We start from the raw sequence: 17847 nt of genomic DNA on the forward strand, positions 1-17847 counted from the left end.
ACGAAAGAAGCCAGAGTAAAAGAGCGAACAAGAGAACACAGAAGTTCATTTCTTCAGATGCGCCTCTGAGTTTTACCACTCGATTACCACCAAGACTCCAAGAAGACGAACGTCAACGAAAACACTCACGATTCCAATGACAAGCAACGCGAGGAGCAACAGCTTACCATACCGTGTACCTAGGTAACCCGTGATTCCGGATAGAACACCGAGAGTGGAAAGAAGGAACAAGCCCTTGAAAATAGGGTAATCCTCTACGAGCAAGAGCAGACCGCGAAAAGTGCCAAAATCAGAGTATCCCCCAGGAACCGAGGCGTGGAGAGCAACGAACCGCAGGACTCCAAGTAGAACAAGAAAAGCAAGAGAAACCCAGAATATCCACGCGAAAAGACCCATAACTTTGTTCAGTTCGCCCTTAGAGGTAAAATAAAGGAATGCAGGAATACCAACAACTAAAACGAAAAAAGGAAGCATGAGCGGAGATAAAAGAATAACCTTAGCGACAATTGAGATAACAAAAAGTGCCGATTTAACCGGACCGTAAACCAGAAAACCGGTAACGTAGACACCCCAGAATGTAAAATGGTAATGGACACTCTCTCGAACTGCCTTCAGGAAGTTTACGTTTTCAGAGTTCTCGTCAAGGATTTCGGGGAGACGCACAATGTTCTTCTTCGAGTAGCCCCACCGCTCAAGGAGCCTCGCGAGGTTGAAGGCCAGAATGGCCGAGACTATTAGGAAAGAGGCCAGAGCAGACAACAGCCACGTGAGGTTAAAGCTTCCGAAAATCTCAGTATTATCCCCACCGAAATAAGAGAACGAAACCAACCACAGGATGGGCCAGGGGAGGAGAGAAATCAAAAGACTGTTCAGCAGGTAGCGAAAGCCCCGGCGCATAGGACTCCCCAAAAGATTGGAAGTCAGAAAAACCTCAGTCCTCAACTCCCTTCTCTGTAATCCTGAAGACGGCCTCGCCCTCGGGCAGGTGCGGGCTGTCTATGAGCCTTGCGACTCGCTTTCCGGCCTTGCCCTTCCTGAGGTAGATTCTGAGCGTCGCGCTGTGGGCCAAGATGTGGCCACCGACGGGCCTCGTCGGGTCTCCGAAGAAGGCATCCGGTTTCGCCTGCACCTGGTTCGTCACGAAGACCGCTATGTCGTAGAGGTCTGCCAAGCGGTGTAAGTCGGAGAGGTGCTTCGCCAGCTTCTGCTGTCTCTCGGCGAGGGTTCCCCTTCCGACGTACTCGCTCCTGAAGTGGGCCATGAGCGAGTCAACGACGAGGAGCTTGACAGGCCTGTCGGTTGAGGCCTTCTCCTTGATTATCTCCTCGGCCTTCTCGACGAGAAGCATCTGGTGGTTGCTGTTGAAGGCGCGCGCAACGTAGATGTTCTTGAGCGTCTCGTCGGGGTCCAAACCGCGAGCCTCAGCTATCTGCCTTATCCTCTCGGGCCTGAAGGTGTTCTCGGTGTCAATCCATATCACCGAACCGCCGAGGCCACCTTCCTCCGGCGGTTTCTGGACCATGACGGCAAGGGTATGCGCGAGCTGGGTCTTTCCGGAACCGAACTCACCGAAGACCTCGGTTATGGCCTGCGTCTCTATTCCCCCTCCGAGGAGCTTGTCGAGGGCTTTGCTTCCAGTGGAAATCCTGCCTATGGTCTTCCGCTTCTCCATGTACTCGTCGGCGCGCATGAAGGTTCCGATGTTCGCGGCTTCCCTAGCGGCCTGGATTATCTTGAGCGCGGCACCCTCGCTTATTCCAGCTATCTCCTTGAGCTCGAGCGGTGAAGCGACTGCTATAGCCTCAATACTGTCGTAGCCGGCCTCGCGAAGCTTCTCAGCGGTGGCAGGACCAACGCCAGGCAAATCTTCAAGGGTCTTGATTTCTTTTTCCTTCTTTTTTGAGGACGATGACGGTGAGCTTTCGGCTATTTCAAGCTCCTCAAACTCCTCAAGCTCTTTAACCTCTTCAACCTTCTTCTTCGCCATGAGACTCACCCGGAAATACCCTTAATGGGGGTAAAGTTCGGGGGTTAAATAACTTTTCCCGGAAAAATCGGGAAGACAATCTTTTAAGACTTTCGCCCGTTTCGAAAAACGAACTTTAAAAACACTCAGATTTTACTGAAAAGCCCAGAAAAAAGAGAACTACGGAAGATAGACCATGAGCTCAGGATTTTCCAGTGGAAATGGAGCCCCTCAGAACTATCAGTTTAGCACCCTCGGGAATCGGTTCGTCGAGCGGAGGATTGAGAACCGGACCATCACGATAGTAACCCAGGAGAAACAGGTTCTTCGTCTCCTTGAGCTCGCGGAGGGCCTCCATGTACGGCCTGCCCCAGAAGTCCCGCCCGTCCATCACGGTGACGTCGTAGCCCTTAACCGAGCTCGTTATGTCATCTATAACGTCAACCACCTCGGGCTCGAAGACGGAACTCGCGAGGAGCCTTCCCGCCAGGCTTCTGCTCACGATGACCCTATCAGCACCGGCCCCCTTCAGGAGCTCAACGCTCTCCTCGCTCAGAACCTCGACGAGAACCTTTGCATTTGACATCCTCTTCACCATGAGGGTAACGAAGACGGCCTTTGAGTCGTCTTCGAGGGCTAAGATAACGTGGGAAGCCTTTTCAACGCGAGCCCTCTCAAGGGTCTCCCTGTTGGTGGGGTCCCCTATGAGGACCTCTATTTCCTCTGGAAGCTCAACCTTCTTGCGCTCCTCCTCGCTGGGGAAGACCACGACAATCGGGGCCAGCCTCAGCTCACCGCGCTCAATTGCGCCGATAAGTTCGTTAACGCAGGTTGAAACGCTACTCCCCTGCCCGATTACCAGGTAGTGGTTGGTGTAGTTAACCCGGTGCATGCCCATCATCCTCCTGAGGGACGAGGAAATAAAGTTCTCGGCCAGAAGGGAAACGAGGGCAGTGAAAGTCGAGATTCCGGCCACGGAGGCAACCATTGCAACGATTCTCCCCGCCTCGGTATTTGGCGTAACGTCGCCGTAGCCTATGGTCGCCATCGTTATGACGGCCCAGTAGAAGGCTGTGAAGAAGTCAACGCCCTCGAAGTAAGCAAAAGCCGTTGCAAACGCTATTGCCAAGAGCAGAACCGCGAGGGTTATCTGGATTAACCGGTTTCTGCTCACCTTGACCCTCACGCGGAGCAGTCGCCTCACGACGGTTACGGGTAGCATGGGCTTCATTTCCACTCGAACCTTAAAAAGATGCCCCATACTCAAAACGATTCATTGATGGTCATTAAAATACTACCGGGAACAGTTTTTCCAGTGGAAACAAAGGTCTTTTTCGATGCTCATCGAAAAGACCCCCCAGAGTTTCATTTCCACTGGAACCCACTTTCGGAAAACGGACGGTTTTGACAGGGTAGTTAAAAGTAACGGGAATTCAGGGAGATTGTTTAAGTACGTAGCTGTTGAATCGTTCAATAAATTGTGCGAAATTTTATTATGCTGTTCAAAATTCTCGTGCATTGTCCATGTTAATTTAGTTGTTTGTTCATAGAAAGATATAAAAACCGGCACCAATAAAAAGGACGGGAGCTTTTTGTCAACTTTAAGTCGGTCTTCTATGGGAAGCTTCAAAGGCCCGCTCCACTGGAAACAAAACTCTGGGGGGGATACGGACTGTTTAACTTTTCTAATTCTGCAATCGTTACTGTTTACCTAAACTGAACTAAACTGTTCTTTAGTGTTCGTCTTTTGATAGCCATACATGTTCATTTTTCTTTCAGTGGAAATAACCAATCCTAATCTGTTTCGGGTTTCCAAATACCAAATCTCGTGCACATCTCTGTGCATTTGACTTTCCCGTTTCCTCTGGAAGGGCAAACCATTAATTCACCAACGCCCTATTTCGGTTGGTGGTTCCCGTGGAGATTAGGGATGTTGTTCTCGACTGGTTGCGCTCCGGCAAGGACGATGCCAACGACATCGTCGACCTGCCCTGGGAAGTTAAGCAACTTGAACCGAACCTCTACGTCGCGGAGCACCCCAAGATGCCCTTCACACTGCTTCTCTCGTTCGGAGAAGGCTTCATACGACTGCTGGCCCCTATGGGTCTTGAAACGTTCTCCATGACCAAGGATGAAAAGCTCAAGGTTTACCATGCGCTCCTTCGGCTGAACGCTGAAATCAACCTGATGAAGTTCATCCTCATGGGCATGAACGACGACGTTTACCTGGCGGTTGACCTGGATACCTCCAACCTCGGTAAAGCGGAGTTCAACGACGCACTCTCGGCCCTTCTCGTTGGTCTGCTCTCAGCCGTTTCGGCGCTCAACCTCGAGGAGGAGTTTGAGGCCCTGCTAAAGGAGCGCGTGCTTGCGATGGTCTACGAGAGGCTTCGCAAGGGTGCAAGCAGAGAGGAGCTTCTTGACTTTCTGGTTTCCCGTGTGGGGATGCCCAGAAACGAGGCTTTGACACTTCTCGCCGAGGTTCTTCCTGAAGAGCAGGATAGGGGCTACCTTTAGGGGCAACTTCCTCTTCTTTCTGCATCCCCTTTTACATCCACCTGTTCAACAAGGCATATAAACCCAGACCCCACACTTGCTATGCTTTCCACTGTATCCGGTGCTTCCGGTGGAGATTTGATACAATGTGCAAAATTTCGGGGAATATCTGGATTAAATCCAGATAATATTCGATATATTTGACAAAATGTTCCCATTTGTGGGCTTAATTACGACGGTAATACGGCGTGAGAGTATGATTTCCGGTGGAGATGGGAGCCATGGGGGACAGGGACGACTACCTGACGTCGATATTCGAGAAGTACCTCCACGCCAAGAAGATTTTCAAGAACAAGGAAGTTCTGAGGCACAGCTACACGCCAAAAGAACTCCCTCACAGGCACGAGCAGATTGACGAGCTGGCTCATATTCTCGTTCCGGTTTTAAGAGGTGAAACGCCCTCGAACGTCTTCGTCTACGGCAAGACAGGAACCGGTAAAACCGTGACGGTGAAGTTCGTAACCGAGGAGCTCAAGAAGATATCCGAGAAGTACAACATTCCCGTCGAGGTTATCTACATCAACTGCGAGATAGTCGACACCCACTACCGCGTTCTCGCGAGGATAGTCAACCACTTCAAGGCTGAAAGTGGTGTGGAGGTTCCCCTCGTCGGCTGGCCGACCGATGAGGTTTACGTCAAGCTAAAGGAAGTTATAGATGCGAAGGAGCGCTTTGTAATCATCGTTCTGGACGAGATAGACAAGCTCATCAAGAAGAGCGGGGACGACATACTCTACTCCCTCACGAGGATAAACACCGAGCTCTCGAGGGCGAAGGTCAGCATAATCGGCATCTCAAACGACCTCAAGTTCAAAGAGTATCTCGACGCCCGCGTTCTGTCAAGCTTGAGCGAGGAGGAAGTTGTTTTCCCGCCCTACGACGCCAACCAGCTCCGGGACATTCTCATGCAACGCGCAAAGGAGGCCTTCTACGAGGGCGTTCTCGACGATGCGGTAGTGCCACTCTGTGCCGCTTTGGCAGCGAGAGAACACGGCGACGCGAGGAGGGCTCTGGATTTGCTCCGCGTCGCTGGTGAAATAGCAGAGCGCGAGGGGGCGAGCAAAGTAACTGAAAGGCACGTCTGGAAGGCGCAGGAGAAGATTGAGCAGGACACGATGGAGGAAGTCATAAAGACCCTCCCGCTCCACTCGAAGGTTCTCCTCTACGCGATAGTCATGCTCGACGAGAACGGTGAGTTGCCAGCCAACACCGGCGACGTTTACTCCGTCTACAAGTCCCTCTGCGACCACCTCGACGTCGAGCCCCTTACCCAGAGGCGCGTGAGCGACCTAATCAACGAGCTCGACATGCTCGGCATAATCAACGCCAAGGTCGTGAGCAAGGGCCGCTACGGCAGAACAAAGGAGATAAGGCTAAACGTCACACCCTACATGGTGAAGAACATCTACCGCCACGACGAGCAGGTTAGGAGCCTGCTCACGCTCACCCTCTCCAAGCAGAGGAGGTTGTTCTGATGCTGATTGAGGATTTAATCAAGAATAAATACTTGATAACTCCCTCGGCCTACTACCTCCTTGAACCCCACTATAAGAGGGACTTCACTCTGGCGGAGCTGATAAAGTTCGCCAAAGCTCGGGGGACCTTCGTCATAGACTCCTCCATAGCCGAGGCCTTCCTCGCTGAGAAGGGTCTCTTTTCCACTGGAGAACTCACTGAGCAGACCCCCCTTGAGGTCTCTGAGGAAGAGCCTCTTGAGGCTTCTCCGGAGGAAATACATGGGGACTTTGCTGAATCTGCTGAAATTCCCGTTTCTGAAACTGTTACAGCCTCTCGGCCCGAAGAAATTCCTTCTTCTGAAGACTTTGAATCCGCGGAAGCATCGGGTTCTATTTCCACTGGAGATGTTGTGGAAAGCGAGGTTGCCACGGCTTCTTCTGGGGAAGAAAGCGTTGAACCCGCTGAAATTGTTGGCGAGACTTCAATTTCCACTGGAACAACCCTTGAATTAGAGCAATCTCCTGCATCTATTCCTGTTGAAGAACCAATTTCCAGCGAGATTTCAGAGGGGGAGAGTTTTGTTTCCACTGGAACACCTGAACATGAAGAACTCGTGGATGAAGCCGCTGGTTCATTGGATTCGTCACTAACAGAGGTCGTCGAGGATTCACTTCCAGTGGAAGCCGAGCCCCTGAACGGCAACGGCTACGGAAACTACGCCGATAGCGAGGAGTACTATGAGAACGGCGAGAACGGAAACGGGGTGAAGCCCAAAATCGTCTACGGCGACTACGGGATTCCCATAGCGTACGTTGGCGAGGACGTCGAGGGCGAGAAGAGCTACTCGACCTACGAGGACGTTGTGATAAAGCCCAAAGAGGGCTTCCACTACCGCGCGAAGGAGATTCCCGACGAGTGGGAGCTTACCTTCGACGTCAAGAACGTGAAGTTCGAGGCCCCGAAGGTCAAAAACGCCGCGAGCAAAGAAGGTGAGATAATAATCCAGGCCTATTCGAGCTACTTCAAGTCGAGGCTCAGGAAGATGCGCAGAATCTTCCGCGAGAACCCCGAAATCGGGACGGTCATAGACATCGCGAAGCTGAGCTACGTCCGGGACGATGAGGTCACGATAATCGGCCTCGTCAACGACAAGCGCGAAACGGCGAAGGGCTACATGTTTGAGGTGGAAGATGCAACCGGGCGGGTTAAGGTCTTCCTCGGCAGGGACAAGGAGAACGCTTCCCAGGCCTACAACGCGATAATGCCCGATTCTGTCGTTGCCTTCCGCGGTCAGCCGGGCAGGGGAATCTTCTTCGCCAACCGCGTCTTCCTCCCGGATGTGCCGAAGTTCAGGCGCGAGAAGCCTCCACTGGAAGAGAAGGTCTACGCGATTCTGCTGAGCGACATCCACGTCGGCTCGAACAAGTTCTGCGAAAAGGCCTTTGAGAAGTTCCTTGAATGGCTCAACGGCGAGGTCAACAGCAGGGCCGAGGAAGAACTCGTAAGCCGGATTAAGTACCTGATAATCGGCGGTGACGTCGTTGACGGCGTCGGTATCTACCCGGGCCAGTACAACGAGCTGGCCATTCCCGACATCTTCGACCAGTACGAGGCATTGGCCAATCTCCTCCGCAACGTTCCGGAGCATATAACCATGTTCATCGGCCCGGGCAACCACGACGCCGCGAGGACCGCTCTGCCACAGCCGGGCTTCTACGAGGAGTACGCTAAGCCGATATACAAGCTCAAAAACGCCGTGATACTAAGCAACCCCGCGGTGATAAACCTCCACGGCAGGGAGTTCCTCATCGCCCACGGAAGGGGCATAGAGGACGTCGTTGACTTCATCCCCGGGAGAACGCACCACAAGCCCGCCGAGGCGATGGTTGATTTGCTCAAGCTCCGCCACCTTGCGCCGACCTTCGGTAACAAGGTTCCCATCGCTCCCGACCCCGAGGATACACTCGTCATCGAGAGCGTTCCTGACCTCTTCCAGGCCGGCCACGTTCACGTTATGGAGTACCGGATTTACAACGGCGTCTTCGTCATCAACAGCGGAACCTGGCAGGCCCAGACCGAGTTCCAGAAGATGGTGAACATCATACCCACTCCAGCGCGCGTGCCGATAATAGACGTTGAAACGGCCCGTTTGAGAGCCGTTGTGAGCTTCGACCAGTTCTGTGAGGGGGTTTGAATGGGGGAAGAGCTTTACTCACCCGAGATGAAGGCTTACTTCGAATCACTTCAGCGAGAAATTGACAGGGCCTATGAGATAGCAAGGAAAGCCCGCTCTCAGGGGAAGGACCCCAGCCTCGACGTTGAGGTTCCCCAGGCAACCGACATGGCCGGCCGTGTTGAGAGCCTCGTCGGCCCCCCTGGAGTCGCCGAAAGGATTAGAGAACTTGTCAAGGAGTACGGTAAGGAACTCGCCGCGCTTAAGGTCGTTGACGAAATCATCGAAGGTAAGTTCGGCGACCTTGGGAGCAAGGAGAAGTACGCGGAGCAGGCCGTCAGAACTGCCCTCGCGATACTCACAGAGGGTATCGTCTCGGCTCCGCTCGAGGGAATCGCCGACGTCAAAATCAAGCGCAACACCTGGGCCGACAATTCCGAATACCTGGCCCTCTACTACGCCGGCCCGATAAGGAGCTCCGGCGGAACGGCGCAGGCGTTGAGCGTTCTCGTTGGCGACTACGTGAGGAAAAAGCTCGGCCTCGACCGCTTCAAGCCGAGCGAGGAGCACATTGAGAGGATGGTCGAGGAGATAGACCTCTATCACAGGGCCGTTACGCGCTTGCAGTATCATCCGGAGGCAGATGAGGTAAGGCTCGCGATGAGGAACATTCCCATCGAGATAACCGGCGAAGAGACAGATAAAGTCGAGGTCTCCCACAGGAACGTTCCCGGCGTCGAGACCAACCACCTGCGCGGTGGAGCGATTCTCGTTTTGGCTGAGGGTGTCCTCCAGAAGGCCAAGAAGCTCGTCAAGTACATAGATAAGATGGGCGTGGAAGGCTGGGACTGGATAAAGGAGTTCGTGGAGGCCAAGGAGAAGGGCAAGAGCTCCGAGGAACCCAAGGTCGACGAATCCAAGGCCGAGGATTCCGGGGCGAGGGAGGAAGTGGCAGAAAAAGTCGAGAAGGGCTTCTACTACGAGCTCTACGAGAGGTTTAGGGCCAACATCGCCCCGAACAAGAAGTACACGAAGGAGATAATAGGTGGCAGGCCCCTCTTTGCCGAGCCTTCGGAGAACGGTGGCTTCCGCCTGCGCTATGGGAGGAGTCGCGTCAGTGGCTTCGCGACGTGGAGCGTTAACCCGGCCACGATGCTAATCCTCGACGAGTTCATAGCGATAGGAACGCAGATGAAAACCGAGAGGCCCGGAAAGGGCTGTATCGTAACGCCTGCAACAACGGTGGAAGGGCCGATAGTCAAGCTCAAGGACGGGAGCGTCGTACGGGTTGACGACTACGAGACGGCTCTCAGAGTTAAAAACGAGATTGAGGAGATTCTATACGTCGGAGACGCCCTCGTGAACTTCGGCGACTTCGTCGAGAACAACCAGACGCTTCTGCCGGCCAACTACGTCGAGGAATGGTGGGTTCAGGAACTCGTTAAGGCAATCGAGGAGCTCTACGAGGTCGAGCTCAAGCCGTTCTCCGACAACCCGCGCGAGGCCGTTGAGGAAGCTGCCGAATACCTTGAAGTAGACCCTGATTTCCTTGAAAGCCTTTTGAGGGACCCGCTCAGGGTTAAGCCGAGCGTCGAGCTGGCTATACACCTCTCGAAGGTTCTGGATATACCCTTCCATCCCTACTACACCCTCTACTGGAACACGCTGAAGCCGGAGGAAGTGGAGGAACTTCAAAAGGCTCTTCTCAACGCCCAAATCGAGTGGGACGAGTTCAGGAAGCTGAAGTTCGCGAAGAGGGTAATCCTCGAAAACGACCCCCAAATCAAGCGCTACCTTGAGCTCCTCGGTCTGCCCCACAGGCTCGAGAGGACCGAGGACAGGAGGAAGGTCATCGTCATTGACTACCCCTGGAGCTCGGCCCTGCTCACCCCCCTCGGCGACCTCGAGTGGGAGTTCAAGGCGAAGCCATTCTTCACGGTCATCGACATCATCAACGAGAGCAACCCGATAAAGCTCCGGGACAGGGGAATAAGCTGGATAGGGGCCAGAATGGGCAGGCCCGAGAAGGCTAAGGAGAGAAAGATGAAACCACCGGTTCAGGTGCTGTTCCCGATTGGGCTGGCTGGGGGCCAGAGCAGGGACATTAAGAAGGCCGCGGAGGAAGGAAAAACAGCTAAGGTCGAGATAGCCTTCTTCAAGTGTCCGAAGTGCGGTCATACGGGTCCGGAGCACCTCTGCCCTGTCTGCGGAACGAGGAAGGAACTCCTCTGGCACTGCCCCAAGTGCAACGTTGATTATCCAGAGAGCGAGGCGAAGGAGTTCGGCTTCCGCTGTCCGCGCTGTGACGTCGAGCTGAAGCCCTACGCGGAGCGGGAGATAAAGCCCTCCGAACTGCTGAGGCGGGCCATGGACAACGTCAAGGTCTACGGCATCGACAGGCTCAAGGGCGTCAAGGGTATGACTTCCGGCTACAAAATGGCCGAACCCCTTGAAAAGGGCCTCCTGCGGGTTAAGAACGACGTCTACGTTTTCAAGGACGGCACAATCCGCTTCGACGCGACAGATGCTCCAATAACCCACTTCAAGCCGAAGGAGATAGGTGTAAGCGTTGAAAAGCTTCGCGAGCTCGGCTATACGCACGACTTCGAGGGCAAACCGCTTGAACGGGATGACCAGATAGTCGAGCTGAAGGTTCAGGACATAATCCTCTCCTACGAGGCTGGAAAATACCTCCTTAAGGTCGCGCGCTTCGTTGACGACCTGCTCGAGAAGTTCTACGGCCTGCCGAGGTTCTACAACGCCGAGAAGATGGAGGACCTGATTGGCCACCTCGTCATAGGTCTTGCCCCACACACCTCGGCCGGAATCATCGGCAGGATAATCGGCTTCTCCGACGTTCTGGTCGGCTACGCGCACCCGTATTATCATGCGGCCAAAAGACGCAACTGCGACGGGGATGAGGACGCTGTTATGCTCCTCCTAGATGCCCTCTTGAACTTCAGCAAATACTACCTTCCAGAGAAGCGCGGTGGAAAGATGGACGCACCGCTGGTCGTCACGACGAGGCTCGACCCGCGCGAAGTGGATAGCGAGGTCCACAACATGGACGTCGTCCGCTATTATCCCCTTGAGTTCTATGAGGTCACCTACGATATGAAATCGCCGAAGGAAATCAAGTTCATCGAGCGCGTTGAAGATAGACTTGGAAAACCTGAGATGTACGAGGGCATAAAGTTCACCCACGACACCGACGACATCGGCCTCGGTCCGAAGATGAGCCTGTACAAACAGCTCGGCGACATGGTCGAGAAGGTCGAGAGACAGCTCGCTTTGGCGGAGCGCATTCGCGCGGTCGATGAGCACCACGTTGCGGAAACCATACTCAACTCCCACCTGATTCCCGATTTGAGGGGTAATCTGAGGAGCTTCACGAGGCAGGAGTTCCGCTGTGTGAAGTGCAACACGAAATATCGGAGGCCTCCTCTCATCGGGCGCTGTCCGAAGTGCGGTGGGAAAATCGTCCTGACAGTGAGCAAGGGCGCGGTCGAGAAGTACTTGCCCACTGCGAAGATGCTGGTTACCCGCTATAAAGTCAAGGACTACACGAGGCAGAGGATTTGTCTGACGGAGAAGGACATAAAGACTCTCTTCGAGACGGTTTTGCCCGAAAAGCAGAGGACCTTACTTGGCTTCTCGGCAGACGTCTGCGAGAAGATGATTAAGGAGCGCACTGGCTCCTCGAATGGAAAGAACGGCTATCTAGATGGCTTCAACGGGAAGAACGGGAAGGCGAAGAAAGCGAAGGTCGGGAGCGAAGCCAAGAAGGAGAAGAAGCCCAAGACCGAAAAGTCGAAAGACCTCAAGAAGGAAGTCAAGAAAGAGAAGGCGAAGGCCAGGAGAAAACGCATAAGCCTCGACGAGTTCTTCGGGGGTTAGCTATTTATAGTCCCTTCACCTATTTCTTCCGATGCTCGACCAGTTCAAGCTCCTCCCCAGCGTTGCCTACCTGCGCGTCGAGAGGCAGGCTTTCGTCGGCTACTCCATGCCCCTGGCGGGGTGGATAGGGGAGTATTTGATTAACTATGGAAAGCTTCCCCGGCCGAACTTCCTCGGAAGGGCGATGAGAAAGCTGGGCTTTTCTTTCGCTGGAGAGGAGCGCGACGAGCGCTCGATAACCCAGTTCTTCGTGAAGGGGAGTGTTTCAATAAGCGCGAGCTGGGACGTCGAGCGGGAAAACCTATTCCTCCAGGTGATTCCTCTCCGTTCAAGGCTGTCGAGGGGTTTAACAGTTAGGGCCGAGAACATCGAGTTCTACGACCAGTTCGTCGTTTCCATCGAGCCGGCCGAGAGGCTTCCGCCGGGCGTGAGGGGGATAGGGATTAAGGCCCTAATCCTCGAGGACTTCTACCCCGTTGAGACCCCCTACTGGGGAATGCTCCACGAGGACTGGGAGAGCGACCTCAACCTGCTCGTCATGAGGGACGAGGTTTATGACTCCCTTCAGCGCGAGGAGTATCGCTGTCCGGTCTGCTTCTCCCCGCTCGTGGAGGAGAACGGTATCCTAAAGTGCACCCGCTGTGGCTTCGTTTACACGCCGGAGAGCGACTTCGAGAGGGTCGTCGAGCAGTTCAGCGTCGAGGAGTTTGCGTTTTGATGGACACTACAGATGCGACGTCCTGTATAAGTCTGTTGCACTCTTCGGGTGTGCTGGCATTGCAACACGCTTTGGTATTTAAGATTGTTAGTAATGTGGCGGCAAGAGGCCATTTTTGCTCGTCAATCTGTTTGAGAATTTCTTTGGCCTCTTCAACGTTTAAATTTCCGCTAACTAATTCGAGTGCGACTTTCAATGCATAGATATCAGTGTATGGGTCCTTTGTCATCTTTATTATCCTCTCGATGGCATCATCGTAAAGTGAGACGTTGCCAAAATCGTGTTTCGTGGAGTAGTGGATGCATATTGACTTTACCATGCAATCTACGGCCTCTTGCTTCATTCCCAAATCCGCATAAGTTAAAGCTAAATTGTGGAGGATGAGACCCTTTTTCTCTGGTGTCTTTGCGTATTCTAATGCTTTTTTGAGCACTGGTAGGGCTTTTTCGGGACGATTAGTTTCGTAATAATGTGTTCCTAAGTTATTCAATGTTATTGCGTGGTGCTCTGGAACAATGCCGAGCTCTATGGCTTTCTTCTCAAGCTCAACGGCCAGTTGTAAGTATCTCTCGGCCTCTTCCGGACAATCTAGTCGTGGAAAGTAAATTAAAGAGACTGAAGTAGCGACACCGGCGGCTTTAATGTAATACTCGGCCGCTAGTTCTTGGGGGGTGGGCCTTTTTAGTGTGCCAAACATCTCCTCTAAAAGTCTCTCAAGCTTGTCGCTATGTTTGTTATTCCTCTTTCTCTTATAGTACTCAGCAATGCTGACGAGCAACTTTATGTAGCCATCGGCATAAACTAGCTTTTCTCGCTGCCAGGCTTCTTCGTATGACTTTTCAAGGTCCTTCAGAGAGTCTTCTGAGAATCCTTCCGCAAGGAATTCTTGAACTGTTATGCCTTCTGGCTTTAATACTGAACTTTTCACTCTGAATCCCTCACTTTCTCTGGATAAGGCTCTCTATGAATGCATTAATTATCTCTCCAGCGTAATCTCCTGCCTCAATTTTTTCCAGCCACTCTCTGGGAATTCCATCAATTCCATAGTACGTTCCAGCCAGGCCGCAGGTAACGGCTCCGGTAGTGTCGGCGTCTTCTCCGAGGGATACTACTTCCTTTACTGCATCGGCGAAGCTTTCATTTCTCAGGAAAGCCCAGAGACTTGCCTCAAGAGTGTGGACAACATAGCCACTTCCCCTAATCTTACTCCTCTCTGCCTTATGAATCCTCCCACTCAAGACCCTCTCATAGTGAGCGAGCTCCTTGGCAAACGGCTCTGTTGAGTAGAACTTTTCTGCTGTTGCTATCGCTTCAAGGTAAGCCTCCAGCTTATCCATCCCGTCGAGGATGTTCCAGATGATTAACGAGTAGATGCCACAACCTATGAGCGAGCGGGGATGGGCGTGTGTAATCATCGAGACTTCGTGAATGAGCTTGAGCCTTTCTTCCAGCGAACTGACCTTGAAGTAAGCATAATACGCAGCTGGCAGAATTCTCATTAACGAGCCATTGCCATTGTCCCACTCTCCTCTGCCTCCTGCTTCGAGAGGTGGAACACCACTGGCAATGCGTTCTATTGCCATTGAGGTCGTGTTCCCTTGGTCGAATGCATATCCCCTCGGCGTGAATTCGCCGTCATAATACCAGCGGAGGAAGTTTTCTGCAATCTTCTCAATGCTGTAGCCTTCTGTCAGTGCTTGAGCGGTTGCCAGGGTTAGGGAGGAGTCGTCACTCCACAGGCCGTCGAACATTGGAATCTCTTTGGGCTGGGGATAGTCAGCTTCCATGGCAAGCCTGCTGGTGAACTGGAAGGTCAGGCCGAAGGCATCTCCAACGAGGACTCCCCAGAGTCCTCCGAGGAGTTTTGAGATAAACATGTCGGAGGTATTCATATGTCCCCCCTCCTGTTAGTGTATCAAATTACAGAGTTCTTGACCCACATGGGGCACCTGAATCTCTTTGAAGTACTCATTTATTTCCTTACAGTCTGCTAAATTGCCTATCTGCCATACCAAGCTGTCTAAATGAATCATGTTCACCTCTGGCTGTCTCTTTTTGATTTCCCTCAGGACTTCATTCCAAAAGTGCCTGACTTCCTCATCGGTGAGTTCTTTCTTGAGTATTTTTGAAGTCAGTCTCTTTACTCGAATGTCCACAGGAATTGGAATCCCTGAAAAGTCAAAATCATGGTGTCCGGAAAGGATTAGAGTAATAGCTAATGTTTTCATAGCGAAGGCTATTGTTTTGGCGTTCTTCTTCTGATTCATGACCTTGGCAAGTTTGGTCCAAATTTCCTTGAGGTTCTTGGAGACTGTCTCTGGATTGGACACCCATAGTTCTTGGGCTAGGTTGCTATCTAGGAACTTTTCCAGCCTCTTTACTTTCGCCTTCCTGAACCTCTCATTTTCATAAAAGCCCCTAAGGAGTGTTTTGAGCTCATTAGTTGTTTGAGGAACCGGGGTCTCTTTGAGTATCTTGTGCAACAGTGGCCAGTATTTCTTCTCCGCTGGTCCCTTTAATTGGTAGTCGTTCAATCCTGCCATAACCATGAACGTGGCAAATTTTCCGAAGCCATACTTGGGTAGCTGGTCAGCTAGTTTTGCCTCGGGTTCTTGTTTAACTATCTCGTCCCATACCTGAAGGGGAATGTCTGAAAGGATTCTCCCCACTTTCCTGGCAGTGGAAAACATGTCTTCCCCAATGCCGTTATCCCTTAACGAGGAAAGCAGGGTTTTTTGCAGTCCTCTCATTGGGGGTCACCTCGGTAGTACTATCATGCTATGAACTATTTAACTTTTTCTGCATTTGAGTTTATTACAAACTCAAAGATTGAACTCACCATAAAAAGGTTAAATACCTAAGTGTGGTCTCTATTATGGGTGGTTGCGGTGGAGGTACTATTTACCCGGGAGTTCTGGGAGGAACGAAAGCTTCACAGGCAGAGAATAGTTGAGATACTCAACGACTTCATTGCTCATCCTACAAGGGATAAACTAACCCAGCTTGTTGGGGAAATCTGGGCGTTGAAGTTCACATATAAGGACTTGGACTGGTATATCAACGAACGGATTCTTAAATATACTAACTTAGAAAACCTTGCGAAGGCATTTGAAATATTAATTAACAATAACCTTCCCATCTCTGAGCGCCTTAAAATCAAAATCCCAGGCTTTGGTTCTGGTGCGATTTCAGAAATTTTGTTTTCAATTAACCCAAATAAATTCCCCGTCTATAACAGAAAATTCGTTATAGGTGCGAAAAAACTTGGATATAATGTGGGTCCTCTTGAGCACGTGGTTCGGCTAACTCCCAGCACATTAAATGACCTTATTAAAATTCATGAGAGAATACTTTCGGATTTCTCTGAGCTTAGACATGAGATAATAAAAAGAACAGGACTTGAAATACCAAAATTCGATTTTACTGACAGTATTCTGTGGAAGGTTGCTCAAGATGAGGTCACAGTTAAAGAGCTTCTTGCATGGAAGCGGCCAAAACAGCTGGTAGCCTTTGATGAAATTGATATAGTCTTGAAAGCTCTTAAAAAAGGCATATTGAAGTATGCTGAGCTTATTGGGAAAGGTGAACATGAGGGAACTGCCCTTGAAAAAGCAGCTTTTTATACCCAAGGTGTACTAGAGGCTTATGGAGTTGATATTAATGACGCATCCAATGTTCTCCAATCCTTGAAAGATTTATTAAGTATCCTCCTATCAAGACCCTAGTTTTGGAATTTACTTATATTTTTGTTTTTGGTAACACTTCTAAAACAAACACTTGGGATCAGCACAACACTTTCCGCCAGCGCTTGCGAAGGAAGCTTTTGGGAAAAGCTTCACTAAAAGTTAGTAGCTCATCACTCAAAAGCTCAAGGGAAGAAGATTTTATTGGGAAAATCAAGCTTTCTAAGGGAGAACCAGTCAAAATAACCCTTTGAAAGGGTTTACTCTTCCCTAACGCCTAAAGGGTGTCGATTTAAAAAAATAAACCTCTGCAAAAGGAGCAATTAGAGAGGTTCTCACAATCAAACGGCCATTTGATTAAGAAAATCGCCCAAAATTTGGCTTTTCAAAAAGAGCTACAAACTTTGATGAAACTTCGCGCAGGCGAAGTTTGGGGTGTGGGGGCGTTAGCCCCCCGGAGGTTTGGAAGAAAACGGGGTTGTGGGGCGAAGCCCCACCCCAGGGGTTTGAGAGTACAGAGAGATAAGGGGGCGGAGCCCCCTTGTCTTTCGTTGTGGTAGCCCCGCCGGGATTCGAACCCGGGTCGCGGGATCCAAAGTCCCGCATGCTTGGCCGCTACACCACGGGGCTGCCCGATAGAAAAGCCGAGTCCGGGCTTATAAATGTTAAGCTCCCTGTGTTCGTGGTCTCATCTCTCATTAACTAACCATTAACTTTTTTAATGATTAATTGATAACTCTGGGTATGAAGCCTATGACTCAGTTCATTTTTTCGAGGTACGGTGGGAAAGTAATCACCAGGGAAGAGCTTAGAGAAGTTTGTGAAAGATTTGAGGAGGACTTTGAATACATTGTGAACTACTACATAAGCCGAGGCTACCTCGTCAGAATCCTGCGCGGGGTTTATTACGTGAAGACACTTGAGGAATACAAGTTTGGAAAGACGCCAGACCCAATGATTTTAATCGCAAAGGCAATGAATAAGCTGGCCCTAAAGTGGTACTTTGGCCTTTACACGGCTCTGAGGTTGAACGGGGCAACCTACGAGTACTACTCCCGGATTTTTCTGGTAACGCCGGTGATAACAAGGTCAAGACCTGTCACAATTCTCGGCGAGAATGTTCAGTTCGTCAAGCTGAAGGAATCACTCCTTGGCTTTGGAGTGGTTAAATGCGGGGAAATTCGGTATTCAGACTTAGAAAAGACCCTGCTGGACTTCATTTATTTAAAACGATACAACAAACGCCTTAATGCAGATGCAGTCGTAAGGGAACACATTGCAAAGGCCAGAAAAGAAAAGCTGATGGAGTACTCTAAAGAATACCCGAAGTCAGTTCAAAGGGAGGTTGAAGCCATTGTTTCCAAGCGATGAGTTCACTGGCTTCATAATCCGGAAG

Annotated in this window: 13 protein-coding genes and 1 tRNA gene; 7 read left to right on the forward strand and 7 right to left on the reverse strand. The window is 51.3% G+C overall.

Annotated features, from left to right (window positions below; all coding sequences use genetic code 11):
* Nucleotides 1-72: 72 nt before the first annotated feature.
* The 3 genes from BD01_RS08755 to BD01_RS08765 form a co-directional block, all read right to left on the reverse strand.
* A complete protein-coding gene (locus BD01_RS08755; protein ID WP_042692098.1) occupies nt 73-897 on the reverse strand; it encodes a hypothetical protein in 825 nt (274 codons plus the stop codon).
* A 34-nt stretch (nt 898-931) separates the two neighbouring features.
* On the reverse strand, nt 932-1987 hold the full coding sequence (radA, locus tag BD01_RS08760) for a DNA repair and recombination protein RadA (protein ID WP_042692101.1): 1056 nt from the start codon (nt 1985-1987) through the stop codon (nt 932-934).
* A 181-nt stretch (nt 1988-2168) separates the two neighbouring features.
* A complete protein-coding gene (locus BD01_RS08765; protein ID WP_042693308.1) occupies nt 2169-3188 on the reverse strand; it encodes a potassium channel family protein in 1020 nt (339 codons plus the stop codon).
* A 695-nt stretch (nt 3189-3883) separates the two neighbouring features.
* Between BD01_RS08765 and BD01_RS08770 the strand changes: the two genes are divergently transcribed.
* The 5 genes from BD01_RS08770 to BD01_RS08790 all read left to right on the forward strand — a co-directional run bounded on the left by BD01_RS08770 (nt 3884) and on the right by BD01_RS08790 (nt 12768).
* The gene (locus tag BD01_RS08770; protein WP_342665191.1) at nt 3884-4483 is read left to right on the forward strand and encodes a cytochrome c-type biogenesis protein; all 600 of its coding nucleotides are present in this window, start codon (nt 3884-3886) and stop codon (nt 4481-4483) included.
* Between the two features lie 260 nt (nt 4484-4743).
* Nucleotides 4744-5997: an ORC1-type DNA replication protein gene (locus BD01_RS08775; protein ID WP_042692102.1), complete on the forward strand. Its 1254-nt coding sequence runs from the start codon at nt 4744-4746 to the stop codon at nt 5995-5997.
* Entirely contained in the window at nt 5997-8174 is a 2178-nt protein-coding gene (locus tag BD01_RS08780; RefSeq protein ID WP_042692104.1) for a DNA-directed DNA polymerase II small subunit, read from the forward strand. Before BD01_RS08775 ends, BD01_RS08780 begins: the two co-directional genes overlap by 1 nt.
* On the forward strand, nt 8175-12050 hold the full coding sequence (locus BD01_RS08785; protein ID WP_042692107.1) for a DNA-directed DNA polymerase II large subunit: 3876 nt from the start codon (nt 8175-8177) through the stop codon (nt 12048-12050). It abuts the gene before it with no gap.
* Nucleotides 12051-12081: 31 nt separating this feature from the next.
* Complete coding sequence (locus BD01_RS08790) at nt 12082-12768, forward strand: eL43 family ribosomal protein (protein ID WP_042692109.1); 687 nt, start codon at nt 12082-12084, stop codon at nt 12766-12768.
* On the opposite strand, the gene BD01_RS08795 is transcribed toward BD01_RS08790, so the two are convergent.
* Genes BD01_RS08795 through BD01_RS08805 form a run of 3 tightly spaced genes read right to left on the reverse strand, consistent with a single transcriptional unit; the run spans nt 12743 to nt 15518 of the window.
* Entirely contained in the window at nt 12743-13696 is a 954-nt protein-coding gene (locus tag BD01_RS08795) for a tetratricopeptide repeat protein (protein ID WP_042692111.1), read from the reverse strand. The two genes, BD01_RS08790 and BD01_RS08795, sit on opposite strands and share 26 nt — an antisense overlap.
* Before the next feature lie 10 nt (nt 13697-13706).
* The gene (locus tag BD01_RS08800) at nt 13707-14660 is read right to left on the reverse strand and encodes an ADP-ribosylglycohydrolase family protein (RefSeq protein WP_245599227.1); all 954 of its coding nucleotides are present in this window, start codon (nt 14658-14660) and stop codon (nt 13707-13709) included.
* A 15-nt stretch (nt 14661-14675) separates the two neighbouring features.
* Nucleotides 14676-15518: an N-glycosylase/DNA lyase gene (locus BD01_RS08805; protein ID WP_051482199.1), complete on the reverse strand. Its 843-nt coding sequence runs from the start codon at nt 15516-15518 to the stop codon at nt 14676-14678.
* A gap of 138 nt (nt 15519-15656) precedes the next feature.
* Here BD01_RS08805 and BD01_RS08810 point away from each other — a divergent pair, with 138 nt between their 5' ends.
* A complete protein-coding gene (locus tag BD01_RS08810) occupies nt 15657-16493 on the forward strand; it encodes a hypothetical protein (RefSeq protein ID WP_042692114.1) in 837 nt (278 codons plus the stop codon).
* Nucleotides 16494-17005: 512 nt separating this feature from the next.
* On the opposite strand, the gene BD01_RS08815 is transcribed toward BD01_RS08810, so the two are convergent.
* Nucleotides 17006-17081: transfer RNA gene (locus BD01_RS08815), tRNA-Gln, on the reverse strand.
* A gap of 123 nt (nt 17082-17204) precedes the next feature.
* Between BD01_RS08815 and BD01_RS08820 the strand changes: the two genes are divergently transcribed.
* Entirely contained in the window at nt 17205-17822 is a 618-nt protein-coding gene (locus tag BD01_RS08820) for a type IV toxin-antitoxin system AbiEi family antitoxin domain-containing protein (RefSeq protein ID WP_245599228.1), read from the forward strand.
* Nucleotides 17823-17847: the final 25 nt, after the last annotated feature.

Source organism: Thermococcus nautili, from assembly GCF_000585495.1.
Taxonomy (GTDB): Archaea; Methanobacteriota_B; Thermococci; order Thermococcales; family Thermococcaceae; genus Thermococcus; species Thermococcus nautili.